Below are 15,267 nucleotides of genomic sequence, written 5' to 3' on the forward strand. Positions count from 1 at the left end.
CCGGCATCAACTGTCGCAGAACTCGACCCATCGTACTGTTCTTCGACCGCAGAGTCTGGCTTTGCCCCGAAGCCACTGGTGTCATCGGTCCGAGCTATAGGGCGTCTATTTCGAGCCAGTCGTCGATCATGAATGCGTCGCCGCGCGCCACTACGGTGGCCCCGCCACGCCCTGGATAGTGCGCAGGGATGACGGTGGCGCGTCGCATGGACGCCTCGGCGAGCACCCGCCGACGGGTCACCGCCGCCTCGACGAAGTCCTCATCGAGTACGCAGGAATCCGATGGTCTGTGCAACTGCATGGGGCTGTGGGTGAGGTCACCGACGAACACCGCGGGACTGCCCGCGTCCAGCCAGAGCACAGACGAGCCAGGGGTGTGGCCGGGAGCGGGCCGCAATCTCAACGAGTCGCTGACCCGATAGTCGCCCGACCAGAGCTCGATCTGGCCCGTTGCATCAACGGGAAGAACGCTGTCGGCGAACAGGATTCGGCTCGCGTCCAGTCGCGCCTGATGTTCCTCGGACCGACCGGGGCCCCGCGCGTCGGCGTTGTCGGGGTGGTAGTAGCGGTAGTCGGCTTCCGGCACGAGGTAGCGCGCATTGGGAAACGTCGGAACCCATTCATCGTTGTCGCGCCTTGTGTTCCAGCCGACGTGGTCGGTGTGGATGTGGGTGTTGACCACGACGTCCACCGAGTCGGGTGAAACGCCCGCGGCGTGAAGGGAGTCCAGGAAGTCGGTGTCGAGATTGGCCAGGAACGGCATTGCCGGGCGGTCGCGGCCGTTACCGACGCCGGTGTCGACCACCACCGTGAGCCCATCCACCTCGATCACCCACGTCTGTACGACGGCGTGCCAGTTGTCGGAGTCCCAGAACGTGGGGCTCAGTTCGGGTGCCAGTTCGTGCCATACGGTGGGCGGCGTCTCGGGAAACATCGTGAGCGGCAGGTCGAGCCGCCATTCGACCACCCGCGTGACGGTCGCAGCACCCAATTGCGTGCGGTCGGCCATAGTCGAACCCTACGGCCTGTGCGCAGACCCGAATCCGGTTGGGGCTTCGCCAGTCCGCGGCAGTCAGCCCCTTGTCACCGATTTGAGCTCCGCCAACGCCTCTTGGAGGTGCACCGCGATGCTGCGGTCCGTCGGATCGTCGAGCCAGCGCTCGAACGCGACCTTGAATACGGCAGTTCCTGCCTCAGCCGCCAAGCCGGCCGCGGGTTCCGAGACTCCACGATCGCGAAGCGCCTGGCCGACCGCCTCGGCCATAGTCGCGAGCTTGATCAGTTCTCGTTCTCGCAGCGCTGGATGGGCGTCGATGACGCCTTGGCGTGTTCTCGAATGCGCTCGCCTGCCGTCGAAGAACTCGGCGGTCGATTCGAACGCGGCGACGACGGCATCGAGAGGGGACAGGTTGCCGCGCGCTTCCCGAAGCGCGTCGGCGACGCGTTCGGCCAGCTCGTTGCCGCGAAACAGCACCTCGCGCTTGTCGGAGAAATGCCGGAAGAACGTGCGCTCGGTGACGCCCGCCCGCTCGGCGATCTCGGCAACCGTGGTCTCGTCGAACCCGCGTTCGGCGTAGAGCTCGAGCGCCGCGCGCTCGAGGCGGCCCTTCGCGTCCGGCTCCCATCGACCCATGAGGGAATAGTACGGGGATGACAGTCGCTGACATCAGGTGTAAATCTGATGACAGTCACTGTCATCCCAGGGGAAGGATATGCAGATGCATGTTTTCGTCACCGGCGCGTCGGGCCATATCGGTTCATTGGTCGTGCGCGATTTGCTCGACAACGGTCATCAGGTCTCGGGTTTGGCCCGCTCAGACGAAGGGGCCGACGCGGTGGAGCGGGCCGGAGCGCAGGTGGTGCGGGGCACCCTTGACGATCTCGACGTGCTGACGAAGTCGGCGGGGGAGTCCGACGGGGTCATCCACCTAGCCTTCAAGCACGATTTCGGCGACTACGTGGGCGCCGCCGAAGCCGATCTTCGGGCTGTGCGAGCCATCGGGACAGGGTTGACCGGCTCGGGTAAGCCGTTCGTCAACACATCCGGCACCGCTGTGCTTGCCACCGGTTCGTCGAGCGCGTTAGCGACCGAGGAAACCATGCCGCCGTCGGAGGGTCCCCGCGTACCGTCGGAGAACGCCGCCCTTGCGCTGGCGGACCAGGGCGTGCGTGCCTCGATCATCCGGTTGGCGCCCACGGTCCACGGGTCCACCGACCGTCGCGGGTTCATCCCGACGATCATCGAGAATGCGCGAAAGACCGGGCAGTCCGTCTACGTTGGCGATGGCGCCAACCGCTGGCCCGCGGTGCACAACGTCGATGCCGCACGGTTGTACCGATTGGCGTTGGAGGCCGCACCTGCCGGGTCCCGTTTCCACGGTGCCGCCGAGGAAGGGATTCCGTTCCGGGACATCGCCGAAGCCATCGGCAAGCAACTGAACGTACCGGCCGTTAGCGTCTCGCTGGACGAAGCGACGGAACAGCTTGGCTTCATCGGATGGGTTGCGTCGCTGGATAATCCCACATCCAGTGCGATCACTCGAAAAGTGCTTGGCTGGACCCCCGAGCAAGCGACGCTGCTCGAAGACCTGAATGCCGGACACTACTTCGCCTGACAAGCGAGCACTCATTTTAGGATCGCCCGCGCGGCGCGCTCTGCGATCAGCATCACCGGCGCATTGGTGTTCCCAGAAGTGATGGTGGGCATCGCCGACGCGTCAACCACTCGAAGGCCGGCGACACGAAACACGCGGAAGTCGGTGTCGAGCACCGTGGTTGGCGACCGGGGCGAGCCGTGTGAGTCGAAAGCTCCCATCGCACAGGTGCCTACCGGGTGGAAGATGGTGGTGCCCAGTTCACGGGCCGCCTGCAGCAGATCCTCGTCGCTCTCAAGTTGGGGGCCGGGCAGAAACTCCTCCGGGGAGTAGCGGGTCAGGGTCGGCGCTGCCATGATCTGCCGGGTCATCCGGAGACCTCGCACGGCGATTTCGCAGTCGTCCTCAGTGGACAGGTAGTTGCAGAAGATCTTTGGCTTGGACAGCGGATCCGCATCGGCGATTCGCACATGGCCGCGCGAGCTGGGTCGCAGATTGCAGACCGAGGGAGTGATGGCGCCGAAGGGATGCAGTGGTTCGCCGAACTTCGGCAGAGACAACGGCTGCACATGCCACTCCAAATCGGGGCTGGCGAGCGCGGGGTCGCTCTTGGCGAAGGCGCCCAGCGTGGACGGCGGCATGGTCATCGGTCCTGATCGCAGCAGCAGGTACTGAATTCCCATGCCTGCGCGGGTGATCCAGTTCCGGTACAGCGTGTTGACGGTTCGCGCGCCCCGGATGCGGTAGACCATTCGCAGCTGCAGATGGTCTTGGAGGTTTTCACCCACTCCAGGCAGGTCGACGGCCACCGGTACCTGATGCTGGTTGAGTAGCTCGGCCGGGCCCAGGCCCGAGACCTGCATGAGCTGCGGCGAGCCGATGGCTCCAGCGCTCAGGATCACCTCGCGGCGGGCTCGAACGTCGACGATCTGGCCGTCTTTGAGCAGACGCACGCCGGTGACGTGATGCTGCGCCGTGGTCCAGGCACCGCGACGCTGATCGTCGCGGACCTCGTCATCCATCAGCAGTTTTAGCGCCTGCGTCTGGGTGTAGACGGTGAGATTGGGCCGGTGGGAGACGGGGTGGAGGAACGCGTCGGCCATCGACCAGCGCCGGCCGCGCCGTTGATTGACATGGAAGTACGCGCTGCCGGAGTTGTCGCCGCGGTTGAACTCATCGATCGGCGTGATGCCGAACTCGGCAGCGGCGGCCTGCCAGGCGTCCAGAATCTTCCAGCGGACCCGCGGCCGCTCGACGCGGATCTCACCATCTTCGCCGTGCCAGTCGTCGGCTCCGCCGAAGTAGTTCTCCAACCCCTTGTATATCGCCAGCGTCTCGCCGGGACGATGCGGGCCACCCCAGAGCCACCGCTCGTCACCGGTGGCTTTCGCCCAGAGTTCGTAATCGCTTGCCTGCCCGCGCATGTGGATCATTGCGTTGATCGATGAGCAGCCGCCGACGACGCGGCCGCGCGCGTAGATGATGCTGCGGCCGGCCAGGCCCGGGTCGGGCTCGGTGTTGAAGCACCAGTCGGTGCGGGGGTTGGCAATGGTGAACAGATAGCCCACCGGGATCTTGATCCAGAACCAGTTGTCCTTGCCGCCGGCCTCGATCAAGAGCACACGGTGGTCAGGGTTGGCGCTGAGCCTATTGGCGAGGAGGCAACCCGCGCTGCCTGCGCCCACGATGATGTAGTCGAATTCGGCCACGGGGTTCCTATCTGGCACGTGTCCTAGTGTGCGTGATGGCCGCGTCCTGCAAGCGCATTCCGCGGTGCTCACGTTGGGGACTAGGTGTGAGAGTGCGATTCGCCGAGCGCGAAGCCGACAAGGAAGTCGGTGGTCGCGCGATACCGTCAGTACATGGTCGTGGTACGGGAAGTCAGTTACCACGTCGACGGACTGACAATGATCGCCCACCTGGCTCATCCCGACGGCGAGGGCCCGTGGCCGGCTGTGCTGATCGGCCACGATGGAGTCGGTCTGGAGCATTATCAACGCAGCCGTGCCGACATCCTCGCCGAGCGGGGATACGTCGCGTTCGCGTTGGACTACCACGCGGGCAAAACGTATTTTGGCCAGCCGCAGGCAATGCTGGACCGGGTCATGCCGCTACTGGCCGACCCCGAGCGTATGCGCGCGATAGGGCGTGCGGGGCTCGACGCTCTTCTAGCCGTTCCGGGCGTCGACACGGGGCGTCTCGCGGCGATCGGATACGGCGCCGGTGGCCGCATCGTTCTCGAACTTGCCCGAATGGGAACGCCGTTCGCGGCGGTCGCGGTCGTGCACCCGGCCTTGCCGGCTTCTCGCGCCGAGGACTGGACCGACGTCGGCGCCGCCTTTCTGTTGTGCACGGGTTCCGAGGACCCCTTGTGTACCCCTGAGCAGCTCATGGCGTTCGCATCCGTATTGCAGGGGGCTGGACGGGACTGGCGCGTCAACATCTACGGTGGCGCTCAACACGCCTTCTGGGCCGCTCCGATGTCATCGGCCGATGCACTGTCCGATGGTGGCACCCCGGACCGCCCAGCGGCCACAGTCCCCGGAGTAGGTCACCACGCTGCCCACGCGCGACGGGCGTGGCGGGCGGTGCTAGATCTGCTCGACGACACTCTGCGCCGATCCGACGGCGACGAAAAGCTGTGACAACGCACCACGGATCGCCAAATTCGATTCCTGCATATATCCGAAACCTGCAGCCGTGCAATGACTATAGGACGGCGAGTCCCGGTTAAGCGGGTCGTTCGACGAGCAGTCGCAGAGTTGTCACAAGCGACGCGATAGTGTGCTTGTTGCGAGTGGATAGCGCCAACACGAATGTTCCCTGAATGAGCGACAGCACCGCCTCGGCGATCTCCCGTGCCGAGCGGTCGGTCCGGACGTCGTCCTGCTCCTGGCCGGTCGCGAGCAGCGTCGTGAGGTCCGTAGTCCACGCTTCGATATGACTGCTCAGCTGCTGGCGGAACACGTCGGACGTAGCGGCGACCTCCGTTGAGAACTTGCCTACCAAGCACCCGCGTTGAAACCCGGACTTGACGCACATCTGCGACATCTCTTTGGCATAGCCGACCAGCTTGTCGGACGTCGAGAGGTCCTTCTTCGACGACCACTTGTGGAACAGATTGCGTTGGAACTCCATGTAGCGGTCGACTACGGCTTGGCCGAACGCGTCTTTGGAGCCGAAGTGGTGATAGAACGAGCCTTTCGGCACACCGGCGTCGGCGAGTACCGCATCGACTGTCGTGCCGTGGAAGCCGTAGTCGTAGAACAGCTTCGTTCCGCTACGCAGGAGAGCCTCCTTATGGGGGAGAGCAGTCTTCTGCGAAATCGCCATCTTCCCGCCTTTCATGGGTTCCCATGCCCGTTCCCGAGTGTAGGGCGACCGCCCTCGGGAGCATTCCCTGGATTCGATTGTTGACGATTCAGTCTAGACGATTTAGTCTAGCATTTGTTGACCAAACCGCCTCGAATTTCCACCCGCCAGATCGGGGAACTGCTGAAGAGAGTCATGAAACGTCTTCTCGGTCGCAGGGACCATCCGAAAGTAGGTACGTCGCATGAGCATTGACAGTTACGAAACCCTGACCGTGAAGCGTGACGGCGCTGTCTTCGTCATCGGTCTCAACAGGCCCGACAAGCGAAACGCATTCAACAGGGCGATGATCAGCGAGCTCGCCGACGCTCTCGGCAAGCTCGACAGTGACGACGGTCTGCGCGCCGGGGTGCTCTACGGCGAGGGGAAGGGGTTCACCTCCGGACTCGACCTGCCCGATGTCGTCCCCAGCCTGCAGGATGGCTCACTGCAGGTCCCCGAAGGGGGGATCAACCCCTGGCTGGTGGACGGTCGGCGGTTGACGAAACCGCTCGTCGCCGCCGTGCACGGCAAGTGCCTCACGCTGGGGATCGAGTTGCTGCTGGCTTCCGACATCGTTGTGGCGGCAGAAAGCGCGACGTTCGCGCAGCTCGAGATTGCCAGGGGCATATACCCGTTCGGCGGTGCGACGCTGCGCTTCCCGCGCGCTGCCGGGTGGGGGAACGCGATGCGCTGGATGCTGACTGCGGAGGAGTTCGACAGCGCGGAAGCACATCGTATCGGCATCGTCCAGGAGGTCGTGGCCGACGGCGCACACGTCGCACGCGCGGTTCAGCTCGCGCAGGTGATCGCCGCGCAAGCACCGCTAGGAGTCCAGGCCACTCTTTATAGCGCCCGGCTGGCCCAGCGGGAAGGTGAAGCGGCAGCCGCAGCCGAACTCGTCCCAACCGTCGTCAAGCTCTTCGGTACCGAGGACGCGCGCGTCGGCCTGGAATCCTTCCTCACCCGTCAGCCGGCGCAGTTCGTCGGTCGCTGAAGTCGCCGAGCCGAACGGAAGCCACTATGCCGTACAAGACCCCAGTCACTGTCGAGGAAAAGATCGCCGATGCGCTGCGTGCGGCGCCTCCACACATTGCCGCGTCGGCGACCGTGGTCGACTACGACATGACTGTCCTGCGTGAAGGCAGCTCGGAGTGGACATGCATGCCAACTCTTCCCGGCGCCCCCTGGCCGGCACCGATGTGTGGCGACCCGACCACAATGCAGTGGTTCAGTGATTGGTTCGCAGGCAAAACGCCGGACATCGACCGAATCGGAATCTCCTACATGCTGCTGGGTGAGGCCGGAGCCGACTTCGATCATCCCGAGGCGACTGTTCCGCCTGAAGGCAAGGACTGGTTCCGCGCAGGGCCACACCTGATGATGGTGTTTCCCGCCAGCGCCGGTGACCTGACCAAGGGCATCGGACACGACACGACGACGGGGATGCCGTACATCAGACCGTTTCGCGGCGCGCAGCCGCTACTGGTCATGCCGATAGCGTTGCCCACACAAAGGATCGCGTGGTTGCCAGAAGCAGCGGCCGACGATCAGCGCCACGCTGGAGACCGCTACCAATGCACGCACTGCGATACGTCTCTGGTCTACGAGGTGACGTGTTCATGCGGGGAACAGTGCGGACATGCCGAGATTTGTTGTGGTAGCCCGATGCAGAAGGTAACACCGTAGGTCCTGGGGGCCGCTCACCTCTGCAGGAACTTCGACAGGCTGTCGTCCATCTCATCCCACCACGGTGTGTGCGGCGCCGGTCCGACCGTGCCGGTGCAGGGCGACGAGAACGACTTGTTGCGGTAGCCGAGGATGCTCTCGTCCTTGTCGTGCTCCCATGTGATGAAGTGCTGCCGGACCAACTCCAGGTCAAAGTCGGCGTAGTCCGACAACGCCAATAGGTCACGCACGTAATCGGTCTGGAAGTCGATCTGTTCCATGCAGCCGGACACGCCGTCGAGCTTGGTCAGCCAGTGGTCGATGTCTGCGGCCATGATCTCGGGGTCGGGCAGCTGTGTCCGCCCCAGAATGACGTCGCGCGCATAGAACGCCTGCGCGTCGAACATGTTGAACGTGTAGTGCTGGTCCTGCATACCGAGATACAGCAGCTTGGGATTGGCCGCCCACACCACTCCCTTGTAGAGCCCACCCGGATACAGCGTGTTGGCGGTCGTCAGGCGCAGTTCAGTGTCGAGGAACGGAAAGTGGTGCAGATAGCCCGTGCACAGGATCACCGCGTCGACGTCGCGGGTGGTGCCGTCCGCGAACGTCGCGGTGCGCCCGTCGACGCCCTGCAGCGCGGGCACCTCGGTGATCCCCTCAGGCCAGCCGAATCCCATGGGCGCGTTGCGGTATGAGATGGTCACCGACTTGGCGCCGTACTTGAACGTCTGCAGCGCGATGTCCTCGGCCGAGTAGCTGCTGCCCAGGATCAGCACATCCTTGCCGGTGAATTCGGCGGCGTCGCGGAAGTCGTGCGAGTGCAGGATGCGTCCCGGGAATGACTCGAAACCCGGGTACTCCGGCACGTTGGGCACCGAGAAGTGGCCCGTGGCGACCACGACGTAGTCGAAGGACTCGGTGGTCAGTTTGCGGTCCGGGAAAGATTCAGTGGTGACGGAGAAGGTCTGGGTATCGGAGTCGAAGCTGACTCCGCGCACGGCGGTGTCGAATTGGATGGCTTCTCGGACATTGATCTTCTTGGCTCGGCCGACGATGTAGTCGTAGAGCACCTCTCGTGGCGGGAACGACGGGATCGCGGTCCCGAAGTGCTCGTCGAAGGTGTAGTCGGCGAACTCCAGGCACTCCTTGGGTCCGTTGGACCACAGGTAGCGGTACATGCTGCCGTGCACGGGATCACCGTGTTCGTCCAGTCCCGTCCGCCAGGTGTAGTTCCACAGTCCACCCCAGTCGCTCTGCTTCTCGAAGCACACGACCTCACCGATGTCGGCCCCGTCGGCACGGGCCTTTTCGAAGGCGTCGAGGAGCGCCAGCCCGCAGGGGCCGGCACCGATGATGGCGGTTCGTGTCATGGATTCCTCCTCAGGATCGCGGACGGGTCTTCTCGGGGTCGTAGAACGGAATGGAAACCACGGTGGCGGGCAACCGCTTCCGGTGGCCGTCGAGCTTGCCGACCTCCACCGCGGTCCCGGGCGCGCTGTGCTGGACGGCGATGCGGCACAACGCGATGCTGGCGCGCAGGATGGGGGAGCGCACACCGCTGGTCACCACGCCCACCTGGGTGCGCCCGATGCGCACGCAGTCACCGTGTGCCGCAACCTCATTGCCGTCGATGCGCAGCCCAACCAGGACACGCTGGGGATGTGCCTTGCGTTCGATGAGTGCGTCGCGGCCGATGAAGTCGTCGAGTTTGGTCTTCAGCGGCACGGTGAAGCCGATGCCGGCCTCGAAGGGATCGGTCTGGTCGTCGAATTCGTGCCCGGCCGCGACCAATCCGGCCTCCACGCGCAGCATCTCGAGCGCCTCCAGACCGAGGGGCGCCAAGCCGTGGGGCTCTCCGGCGGTCCACACCGCGTCCCACAGGGCGGGCGCGTCGGACGGGTGCACCCACACCTCGTAGCCCAGCTCACCGGAGTATCCGGTGCGAGACACCAGCAGTGGCAGACCATCGGGTGCGCCGAGCCGCCCGATGAGGAACCGGAACCAGCCCAGGTCCCACAGCTGCGGCTGGGTGGGCGGCGACCAGATCAGTTCGTTCAGCAGAGCGCGACTCGACGGACCCTGCACCGCGATGTTGTGCAGTTGGTCGGATGAGTCCTTGATCCACACCTTCTCCAGACCCAGCCGCTGGGCCTGTAGGCGCAGCCATTGGCCGTCGTGCGGATCGCCGCCGACGAAGCGGAAGTTGTTGTCGTCCAGCCGGAACACGGTGCAGTCGTCGACCACACCGCCGGATTCGGTGCACATCGCCGAGTACACCACTTGCCCTTGGGAGAGGCGGCGGATGTCGCGGGTCACGGTGGCCTGCAGAAGCGTCTCGGCATCGGGGCCGAGGACCTCGAACTTGCGCAGTGGCGACAGGTCCATCACCGCCACCCGTTCGCGGCACGCCCAGTACTCGTGCTGCGGGCCGTAGTTGTCGAAGCACTCGGGAAGCCAGTAGCCCTGGTAGTCGACGAAGCGGCGGGTCAAGGCTTCGGTACGGTCGGCGAAGCCGGTGCGTTTGGTGAGCACAGGCTCGGCGTCGGGAGTGAGTCGATGTCCGACCGCCACAGCGAACCTCCTCGTCGAGTCGTACACGCGGACATGGATGTCGGTGGGCTGCCAGCCATTGGCGGGGTCGATGTCGTCGGGGCAGGCCGACGAGGCGCACACCAGGTCAGCGGTGGCGCGGAACAGGACGTAGTCGCCGGGCCGTGACCACGGCTCCTCGGAAACGAGTTGGAGATCGGCATCAAAGGCTGTGTTGTAGAAGAGGTTCAGTGCGGGCCACCCGGCGCGGGCCGCGACGCCGTATTTCGCGAGTTGCGCGTTGAAGTTGTCGGTACAGTTGACGTGCCCCGGATAGCCCATGTCGGCGTAGTACTTGGCAGTGCAGGCCAGTGCGAACGTGTCGTGGCGGCCGACGGTGTCTCGCACCACTTCCAACAGCGGGCGGCCCCGGGCGTCGAAGAACTTCCCCGACAGGCCGGGCGTGGGATAGGCCGCGCCCAGCACGGTGCGGGTCATGGTGGCGTCGAGACCGTACTCGCGGCCGTCGCTCAGGCCATGAGCGTCGAACGCCAGCAGATCGGAGCACTGGCGTCCCGCCACGTCGATGATCTGGATGAACTGACCGGCCCGCACCTCATAAGCAGCAGCGGTTGCCGCGTCAATCCTCGCCTCCCACAGCGGTTCTGCCAGGGGCGCGGACAGTTCGGGCTGTTCGCGTGGCGATGTCGCCGCCCGCATCACCTCGACGAAGAGATCCGACGGTGGGTTCTGCTGGTCGCTGTCGACGTGCATGGGCGGTGCGGGTGCGGCGACCAATACGACGGCGTCGGAGTCGACGGCGAAACTTTCTCGTGCACCCGCGGGAGAGTCGTCATCGAACAGACGGGTTGCCGTCACCTCAGACTGATCGACGCCGTAGTCGGCCAGCTTCGCGAGGATGATAGAAGCGGCGTAACCCTCCTCGGTGTCCTTGTCGCCGATTAGGTGTCGCAGTACGGTGGCCGGCGAGTTGGGTGCCGCGTCGGACACGGCCCGCGGGTCGGCGGACAGCACAGTGAACTCGGCGGCCTGGCGGCCAAAGGGGTCGACGACGTCAATCCGGTCACCGCCGAACACCTTGACCGCGGTGACCCCGCCGGGCCGGACCCGATAGCGTTCGGCGTTGGCCTGCAACAGCATTACGGCGCGAATGAGCGATACCCAACGTAGAACGCCAACGCCCGGTCGGGCGTGGAGAACAGAATGCGCGAACCCTTCGGGAAGAAGATGGCGTCCTTGGCGCGGGCGATCTCGACCTGACCGGTGTCGACGTTCTCCAACCGGAACTCACCCTCGAGGACGATCTTCATTTCGTCGTAGTCGTAGTAATAGTCCAGCGGTGCGTCGGTGTGGAGCAGTTCGAAGTAGCCGGAGCACATCGGCACGTCGTACGGATTGGCGTAGACGTCGTCGATGTAGCCCTTGGTGCCCGGGTACTTGTCCAGCGGCATCTGCGGAAGGTTTTGCCAGAAACCGGAAGTGACCAAGAATGGGGGAACCGAAACAGTTGTCATGCGTCCTCCAGGGAAACTCTCGGGATGAAACGAAGTCTGCCCGGAGGAAACATGCGGTGGGTTTCCTGCAGATTAAAGTCAGGTTGCCTCGTGGAGTGTGTGGAATGCCCCACCCCAGAGCCACTTTGCGGTGACGCTATGCACGGATCCCTGACGCTCTCGGCATTCACGTTGAAACGTGATAGGGCAGCGGACCCGCCGATAAGGCGAAAGTTCGGCGGGATACTTATGTCAGTTGCCGACCCGGCCAACCAGCACCGGGTTGTGCGGATTTACATGACGCTACTGACGATGGCCACGACAAGCCCGCCTAAGGTCAGCACTCCAACAACCACCGCAGCGACAATGGCCCGGCGGCGCCGGTGCCGAACTGCGCTGTCGATCGCGACCGCGAGGCTGGCAAGGATCAACGCCGCATAGGCCGACAGTCCGACGGTCAGGATCGCCGATGTCGTAGAGCTGGCCAGCGTCACGTTCTGCATGCCGTGAGCCTACGGCGGGTACGGACCATTCCCGTCGGACAGCCCGCGATGATGAGGATGCCGATCGCCGCGGGAGGAGGGTGGCCCGAGATCGAGACGTGACCTCGCGCGGCCGAAGTAGGGAAGTGGCCTTCGATGAACCTCGGCCGCGGGAATGCTGCACTGCGGATGCGTGTTTCCCGATCATGACTTCGGAGCAACCATCAGACAAGGAACGGGTTCTGATCATCGGCGCCGGAGAGCTCGGCGGGAGCGTCGTGGCCGCGCTGACCCAACGGGACGATGCGCCGGTGGTGTCGGTGCTGCTGCGGCCGTCCAGCACGCCCCGGCATATCCGACTGTGGGAGGAGCTCACCGCCCGCGGTGTGGGGATCGTGGAGGCCGAGGTGGCGACGGCCGAGGTGGCCGAACTGGCTGCGATCTTCGGCCGATTCGACACGGTGATCAGTTGTATCGGCTTCGCGGCGGGGCCGGGAACCCAGCGCAGGATCACCGAAGCCGTTCTGGTGGCAGGGGTTTCCCGTTACCTGCCATGGCAGTTCGGTGTCGACTACGACGCGATCGGACGCGGGAGTCCGCAAGACTTGTTCGACGAGCAACTCGACGTCCGTGACATGCTGCGCGCCCAGAGCAACACCGACTGGGTGATCGTGTCGACCGGAATGTTCACCAGCTTCCTCTTCGAACCCGACTTCGGTGTCGTCGACCTCGCCACCAACACCGTCAACGCACTGGGCGGCTGGGACAACGCGGTCACCGTCACCACGCCGGAGGACATCGGCGCATTGACCGCGGAGATCGTCCAAACCCGACCCCGTATCGCCAATCAGGTCGTCTATGTGGCAGGCGACATGATCACCTACGGCCAACTTGCCGAGTTGCTCGAGCGGACCAGGGACGCACACGTCACCCGGAACGAGTGGACCGTCGCTCACCTGCTCGACGATCTCGAGCGACACCCCGACGACGTGATGCGTAAGTACCGCGCCGTCTTCGCTCAGGGCAGGGGTGTCGCATGGCCGAAGGCCGACACGTTCAACGCAGCTCGTGGCATACCCACCACCACCACGGAGGAGTGGGTGCGAAAGCACCTGTGATGTCTGCAACCCGCTACTGGTAACCCTGCTGGAACCTGCCTGGTGGGCATCAGCCCTCTGCCGAAGTTCACTTCTCGTAGTGCAGGCCCGTAGCCGGATCGCGATCGGTGACGCAGTACGTGACTACACCGTCCAGTACGGTCCAGATCGGGTTCACCTGAATCACCCGCGCGCCTGCGGTGACATGTCTCTCGGTCTCCGCGACGCGATCAGACACGGCCCAATCGATGTGTGCGCGTACCGTACCGGTAGGTTCGCCGAGCTTCTGCAGGATGATCCGTAGTGGCGCGCCGGGCGGACGGATGAGGAACGCGTACTCGGCCAACCCTGGAATGGTCTGTGTCTCCCATCCGGTCAGGGTGGCCCAGAAGGCCGACTCGATGTCCCAGTGCTCCTGCGGGATGTCGATCGAGATCTGGTCAACCAGACTGGTGTGCCCGCCTGGCCATTGGCTCGGCGCGGATGCGCTGAGTTCACTATCCCCGACGAGCCGAAACGGTAGGCCGCCGGGAGAACGACCCACCAGACGCTCATCGCCTTCGTCGATAGTGGCGCCCAACCGTCGGATCTGACCAACGGCGGCTCCGACATTCGGCACGTGGACGTCGAGGTGCACTCCGCTCGGTCCGGAGTCGTGTCGTCGCGCGCGCAAGAAGCCGCCGTCGTCCGACAACGGATATCCGGTTAGCTCACGCCAGAGTTTCACCCCTGCGTCGTAGTCGCTGTCGGCGAAACTGAGGTACGCACTCACCCAGGTGTCATCATTGCTGGCCACGGTTCTTGATGATCATCGGCGACCTAGACGTTGACCACCTTAAAAATAGCCGTGCGCGTATCAGCCCCGGTCACTCTGATCGATCGCTCGGTGAGGGTGACTCGGGTGGGGAATTCACGGCGCGACGGTCGGTCGCGTTGCCAGCGACCGACGGTGTCGGGCATGCCCCGGCCCCAACCATTCTGTCGCTGCGAGCGACCACTCGCCGAGAGGCGCCATGGCGGCACCGTCCCAATAGTCAAGGGGTGTGCTCGACGCCCCCGAATGCTTGGTTAAAAGACGAAGCAGCCAGGCATTTTGCGAGAACCGCCAGATAGAGCGAGACAGCCAGTCAACGAACGAAAACCGTTGAACTGCAACGGTAATACGACGTGTGTTGCGGGTAACATATTCGATCGTGCCGTATTGCCAGTCAGGAATGACGTCAGGCGGACGCCTGGGATCTCGCGAGGTCGGGCCCAAGCGGAGCGTTGCGTGGCGCGCCCGACGCGCAGAGGTAGTTCGCCGCTTATGTGCGGACCGTTTGCCGCAAGGGGAATAAACGGCCGAGGTGGCGCAGCGCCGAACCGGTTTTCGCGTTATGTGGCAATAAGTATGGCAACTCGGTGCATATACCGGCTGTGTGATCTGACAGTCCCACGGGTGCAATAGTCCGGCTGCGGCGAATCGCCACGACAATGGGAGGTCATTAAGGCTTGCCTCTAGCGGGGTGGTCGATCTCGGCCAGGTGGTGCAGGACACGTTCGTTGAGGTCGGCGAGCATGTCGAGTTCGGCCGGGGTAAAGAGGTCGATGAAGTTCCGGCGGACGTCCTCCACGTGCCCGGGCGCCGCCTTCTCAATAGCGGCGCGGCCGGCGGGCAGCAGGCGGACCATGGTGCTGCGGGCGTCGTCGGGGTTGGGCTCGCGGCTGATCAACCCGTCGGCCTGCATGCGCCGCAACTGGTGGGAGAGACGGCTTTTCTCCCAACTCAGGGCTTCGCCGAGGTCGCGGGCAGACATGCGATCCCCGTCGAGGCCCGACAGCACAGCCAAGACCTCGTAGTCGGCCCCGGAGAGGCCCGATTTCTGCAGGCTCCGGCTCAGGTGGAGTTCGATTTGTTGATGCGAGTGCACGAAGACACGCCAGGCGCGGTCTTCACGAGCGTTCAGCCAATTCGGTTTCATCGACAGCCATCCTACCCATTTGGTTGACGCGTCAGCCAAACTTCCGTATGGTTGAGACATCAACCTTT

General features: G+C 64.3%; 15 protein-coding genes. 5 read left to right on the top strand and 10 right to left on the bottom strand.

The window, feature by feature from the left end; all coding sequences use genetic code 11:
* Positions 1–94 precede the first annotated feature (94 nt).
* Together G6N43_RS17225 and G6N43_RS17230 are read right to left on the bottom strand one after the other, a co-directional pair.
* Positions 95–1,009: an MBL fold metallo-hydrolase gene (locus tag G6N43_RS17225; RefSeq protein ID WP_083151433.1), complete on the bottom strand. Its 915-nt coding sequence runs from the start codon at positions 1,007–1,009 to the stop codon at positions 95–97.
* A 63-nt stretch (positions 1,010–1,072) separates the two neighbouring features.
* Entirely contained in the window at positions 1,073–1,633 is a 561-nt protein-coding gene (locus G6N43_RS17230) for a TetR family transcriptional regulator (RefSeq protein WP_083151431.1), read from the bottom strand.
* Between the two features lie 85 nt (positions 1,634–1,718).
* Between G6N43_RS17230 and G6N43_RS17235 the strand changes: the two genes are divergently transcribed.
* Entirely contained in the window at positions 1,719–2,615 is an 897-nt protein-coding gene (locus G6N43_RS17235) for an SDR family oxidoreductase (RefSeq protein ID WP_083151558.1), read from the top strand.
* Between the two features lie 11 nt (positions 2,616–2,626).
* Here G6N43_RS17235 and G6N43_RS17240 read toward each other — a convergent pair whose 3' ends face one another.
* Positions 2,627–4,303, bottom strand: a complete 1,677-nt coding sequence (locus G6N43_RS17240) for a GMC family oxidoreductase (protein ID WP_083151429.1) — start codon at positions 4,301–4,303, stop codon at positions 2,627–2,629.
* Between the two features lie 153 nt (positions 4,304–4,456).
* Between G6N43_RS17240 and G6N43_RS17245 the strand changes: the two genes are divergently transcribed.
* Positions 4,457–5,239, top strand: a complete 783-nt coding sequence (locus tag G6N43_RS17245; RefSeq protein WP_083151555.1) for a dienelactone hydrolase family protein — start codon at positions 4,457–4,459, stop codon at positions 5,237–5,239.
* Between the two features lie 85 nt (positions 5,240–5,324).
* On the opposite strand, the gene G6N43_RS17250 is transcribed toward G6N43_RS17245, so the two are convergent.
* Positions 5,325–5,927 (bottom strand): TetR/AcrR family transcriptional regulator, encoded by a 603-nt coding sequence (locus tag G6N43_RS17250; RefSeq protein ID WP_083151553.1) that lies wholly within the window; start codon positions 5,925–5,927, stop codon positions 5,325–5,327.
* 229 nt (positions 5,928–6,156) lie between these two features.
* Here G6N43_RS17250 and G6N43_RS17255 point away from each other — a divergent pair, with 229 nt between their 5' ends.
* Together G6N43_RS17255 and G6N43_RS17260 are read left to right on the top strand one after the other, a co-directional pair.
* Positions 6,157–6,942, top strand: a complete 786-nt coding sequence (locus G6N43_RS17255; RefSeq protein WP_179968039.1) for a crotonase/enoyl-CoA hydratase family protein — start codon at positions 6,157–6,159, stop codon at positions 6,940–6,942.
* Between the two features lie 26 nt (positions 6,943–6,968).
* The gene (locus G6N43_RS17260; protein ID WP_083151426.1) at positions 6,969–7,634 is read left to right on the top strand and encodes a hypothetical protein; all 666 of its coding nucleotides are present in this window, start codon (positions 6,969–6,971) and stop codon (positions 7,632–7,634) included.
* Between the two features lie 14 nt (positions 7,635–7,648).
* Here the strand turns inward: G6N43_RS17260 and G6N43_RS17265 are convergent, their stop codons facing one another.
* The 4 genes from G6N43_RS17265 to G6N43_RS17280 all read right to left on the bottom strand — a co-directional run bounded on the left by G6N43_RS17265 (position 7,649) and on the right by G6N43_RS17280 (position 12,162).
* Positions 7,649–8,986: a trimethylamine monooxygenase gene (locus tag G6N43_RS17265; RefSeq protein ID WP_083151425.1), complete on the bottom strand. Its 1,338-nt coding sequence runs from the start codon at positions 8,984–8,986 to the stop codon at positions 7,649–7,651.
* Between the two features lie 10 nt (positions 8,987–8,996).
* The gene (locus G6N43_RS17270; protein ID WP_083151424.1) at positions 8,997–11,306 is read right to left on the bottom strand and encodes a trimethylamine N-oxide demethylase; all 2,310 of its coding nucleotides are present in this window, start codon (positions 11,304–11,306) and stop codon (positions 8,997–8,999) included.
* Entirely contained in the window at positions 11,306–11,680 is a 375-nt protein-coding gene (locus tag G6N43_RS17275) for a cupin domain-containing protein (protein WP_083151423.1), read from the bottom strand. Before G6N43_RS17275 ends, G6N43_RS17270 begins: the two co-directional genes overlap by 1 nt.
* Positions 11,681–11,952: 272 nt before the next feature.
* The gene (locus G6N43_RS17280) at positions 11,953–12,162 is read right to left on the bottom strand and encodes a hypothetical protein (RefSeq protein WP_083151422.1); all 210 of its coding nucleotides are present in this window, start codon (positions 12,160–12,162) and stop codon (positions 11,953–11,955) included.
* Between the two features lie 185 nt (positions 12,163–12,347).
* Between G6N43_RS17280 and G6N43_RS17285 the strand changes: the two genes are divergently transcribed.
* Entirely contained in the window at positions 12,348–13,259 is a 912-nt protein-coding gene (locus tag G6N43_RS17285) for an aromatic alcohol reductase (protein ID WP_083151551.1), read from the top strand.
* Between the two features lie 67 nt (positions 13,260–13,326).
* Here G6N43_RS17285 and G6N43_RS17290 read toward each other — a convergent pair whose 3' ends face one another.
* A complete protein-coding gene (locus G6N43_RS17290) occupies positions 13,327–14,034 on the bottom strand; it encodes a VOC family protein (RefSeq protein WP_083151421.1) in 708 nt (235 codons plus the stop codon).
* Positions 14,035–14,722: 688 nt separating this feature from the next.
* On the bottom strand, positions 14,723–15,199 hold the full coding sequence (locus G6N43_RS17295; RefSeq protein WP_083151420.1) for a MarR family winged helix-turn-helix transcriptional regulator: 477 nt from the start codon (positions 15,197–15,199) through the stop codon (positions 14,723–14,725).
* Positions 15,200–15,267: the final 68 nt, after the last annotated feature.

The sequence above is a fragment of the Mycolicibacterium moriokaense genome, from assembly GCF_010726085.1.
Classification (GTDB): Bacteria; Actinomycetota; Actinomycetes; order Mycobacteriales; family Mycobacteriaceae; genus Mycobacterium; species Mycobacterium moriokaense.

Excerpts from the sequence above, each read along its gene's own strand:
- G6N43_RS17280 (WP_083151422.1), bottom strand. The coding sequence starts at position 12,162 with ATGCAGAACGTGACGCTGGCCAGCTCTACGACATCGGCGATCCTGACC.
- G6N43_RS17260 (WP_083151426.1), top strand. The coding sequence starts at position 6,969 with ATGCCGTACAAGACCCCAGTCACTGTCGAGGAAAAGATCGCCGATGCG.
- G6N43_RS17250 (WP_083151553.1), bottom strand. The coding sequence starts at position 5,927 with ATGGCGATTTCGCAGAAGACTGCTCTCCCCCATAAGGAGGCTCTCCTG.
- G6N43_RS17225 (WP_083151433.1), bottom strand. The coding sequence starts at position 1,009 with ATGGCCGACCGCACGCAATTGGGTGCTGCGACCGTCACGCGGGTGGTC.
- G6N43_RS17275 (WP_083151423.1), bottom strand. The coding sequence starts at position 11,680 with ATGACAACTGTTTCGGTTCCCCCATTCTTGGTCACTTCCGGTTTCTGG.
- G6N43_RS17265 (WP_083151425.1), bottom strand. The coding sequence starts at position 8,986 with ATGACACGAACCGCCATCATCGGTGCCGGCCCCTGCGGGCTGGCGCTC.
- G6N43_RS17295 (WP_083151420.1), bottom strand. The coding sequence starts at position 15,199 with ATGAAACCGAATTGGCTGAACGCTCGTGAAGACCGCGCCTGGCGTGTC.
- G6N43_RS17245 (WP_083151555.1), top strand. The coding sequence starts at position 4,457 with ATGGTCGTGGTACGGGAAGTCAGTTACCACGTCGACGGACTGACAATG.
- G6N43_RS17270 (WP_083151424.1), bottom strand. The coding sequence starts at position 11,306 with ATGCTGTTGCAGGCCAACGCCGAACGCTATCGGGTCCGGCCCGGCGGG.
- G6N43_RS17235 (WP_083151558.1), top strand. The coding sequence starts at position 1,719 with ATGCATGTTTTCGTCACCGGCGCGTCGGGCCATATCGGTTCATTGGTC.
- G6N43_RS17230 (WP_083151431.1), bottom strand. The coding sequence starts at position 1,633 with ATGGGTCGATGGGAGCCGGACGCGAAGGGCCGCCTCGAGCGCGCGGCG.
- G6N43_RS17285 (WP_083151551.1), top strand. The coding sequence starts at position 12,348 with ATGACTTCGGAGCAACCATCAGACAAGGAACGGGTTCTGATCATCGGC.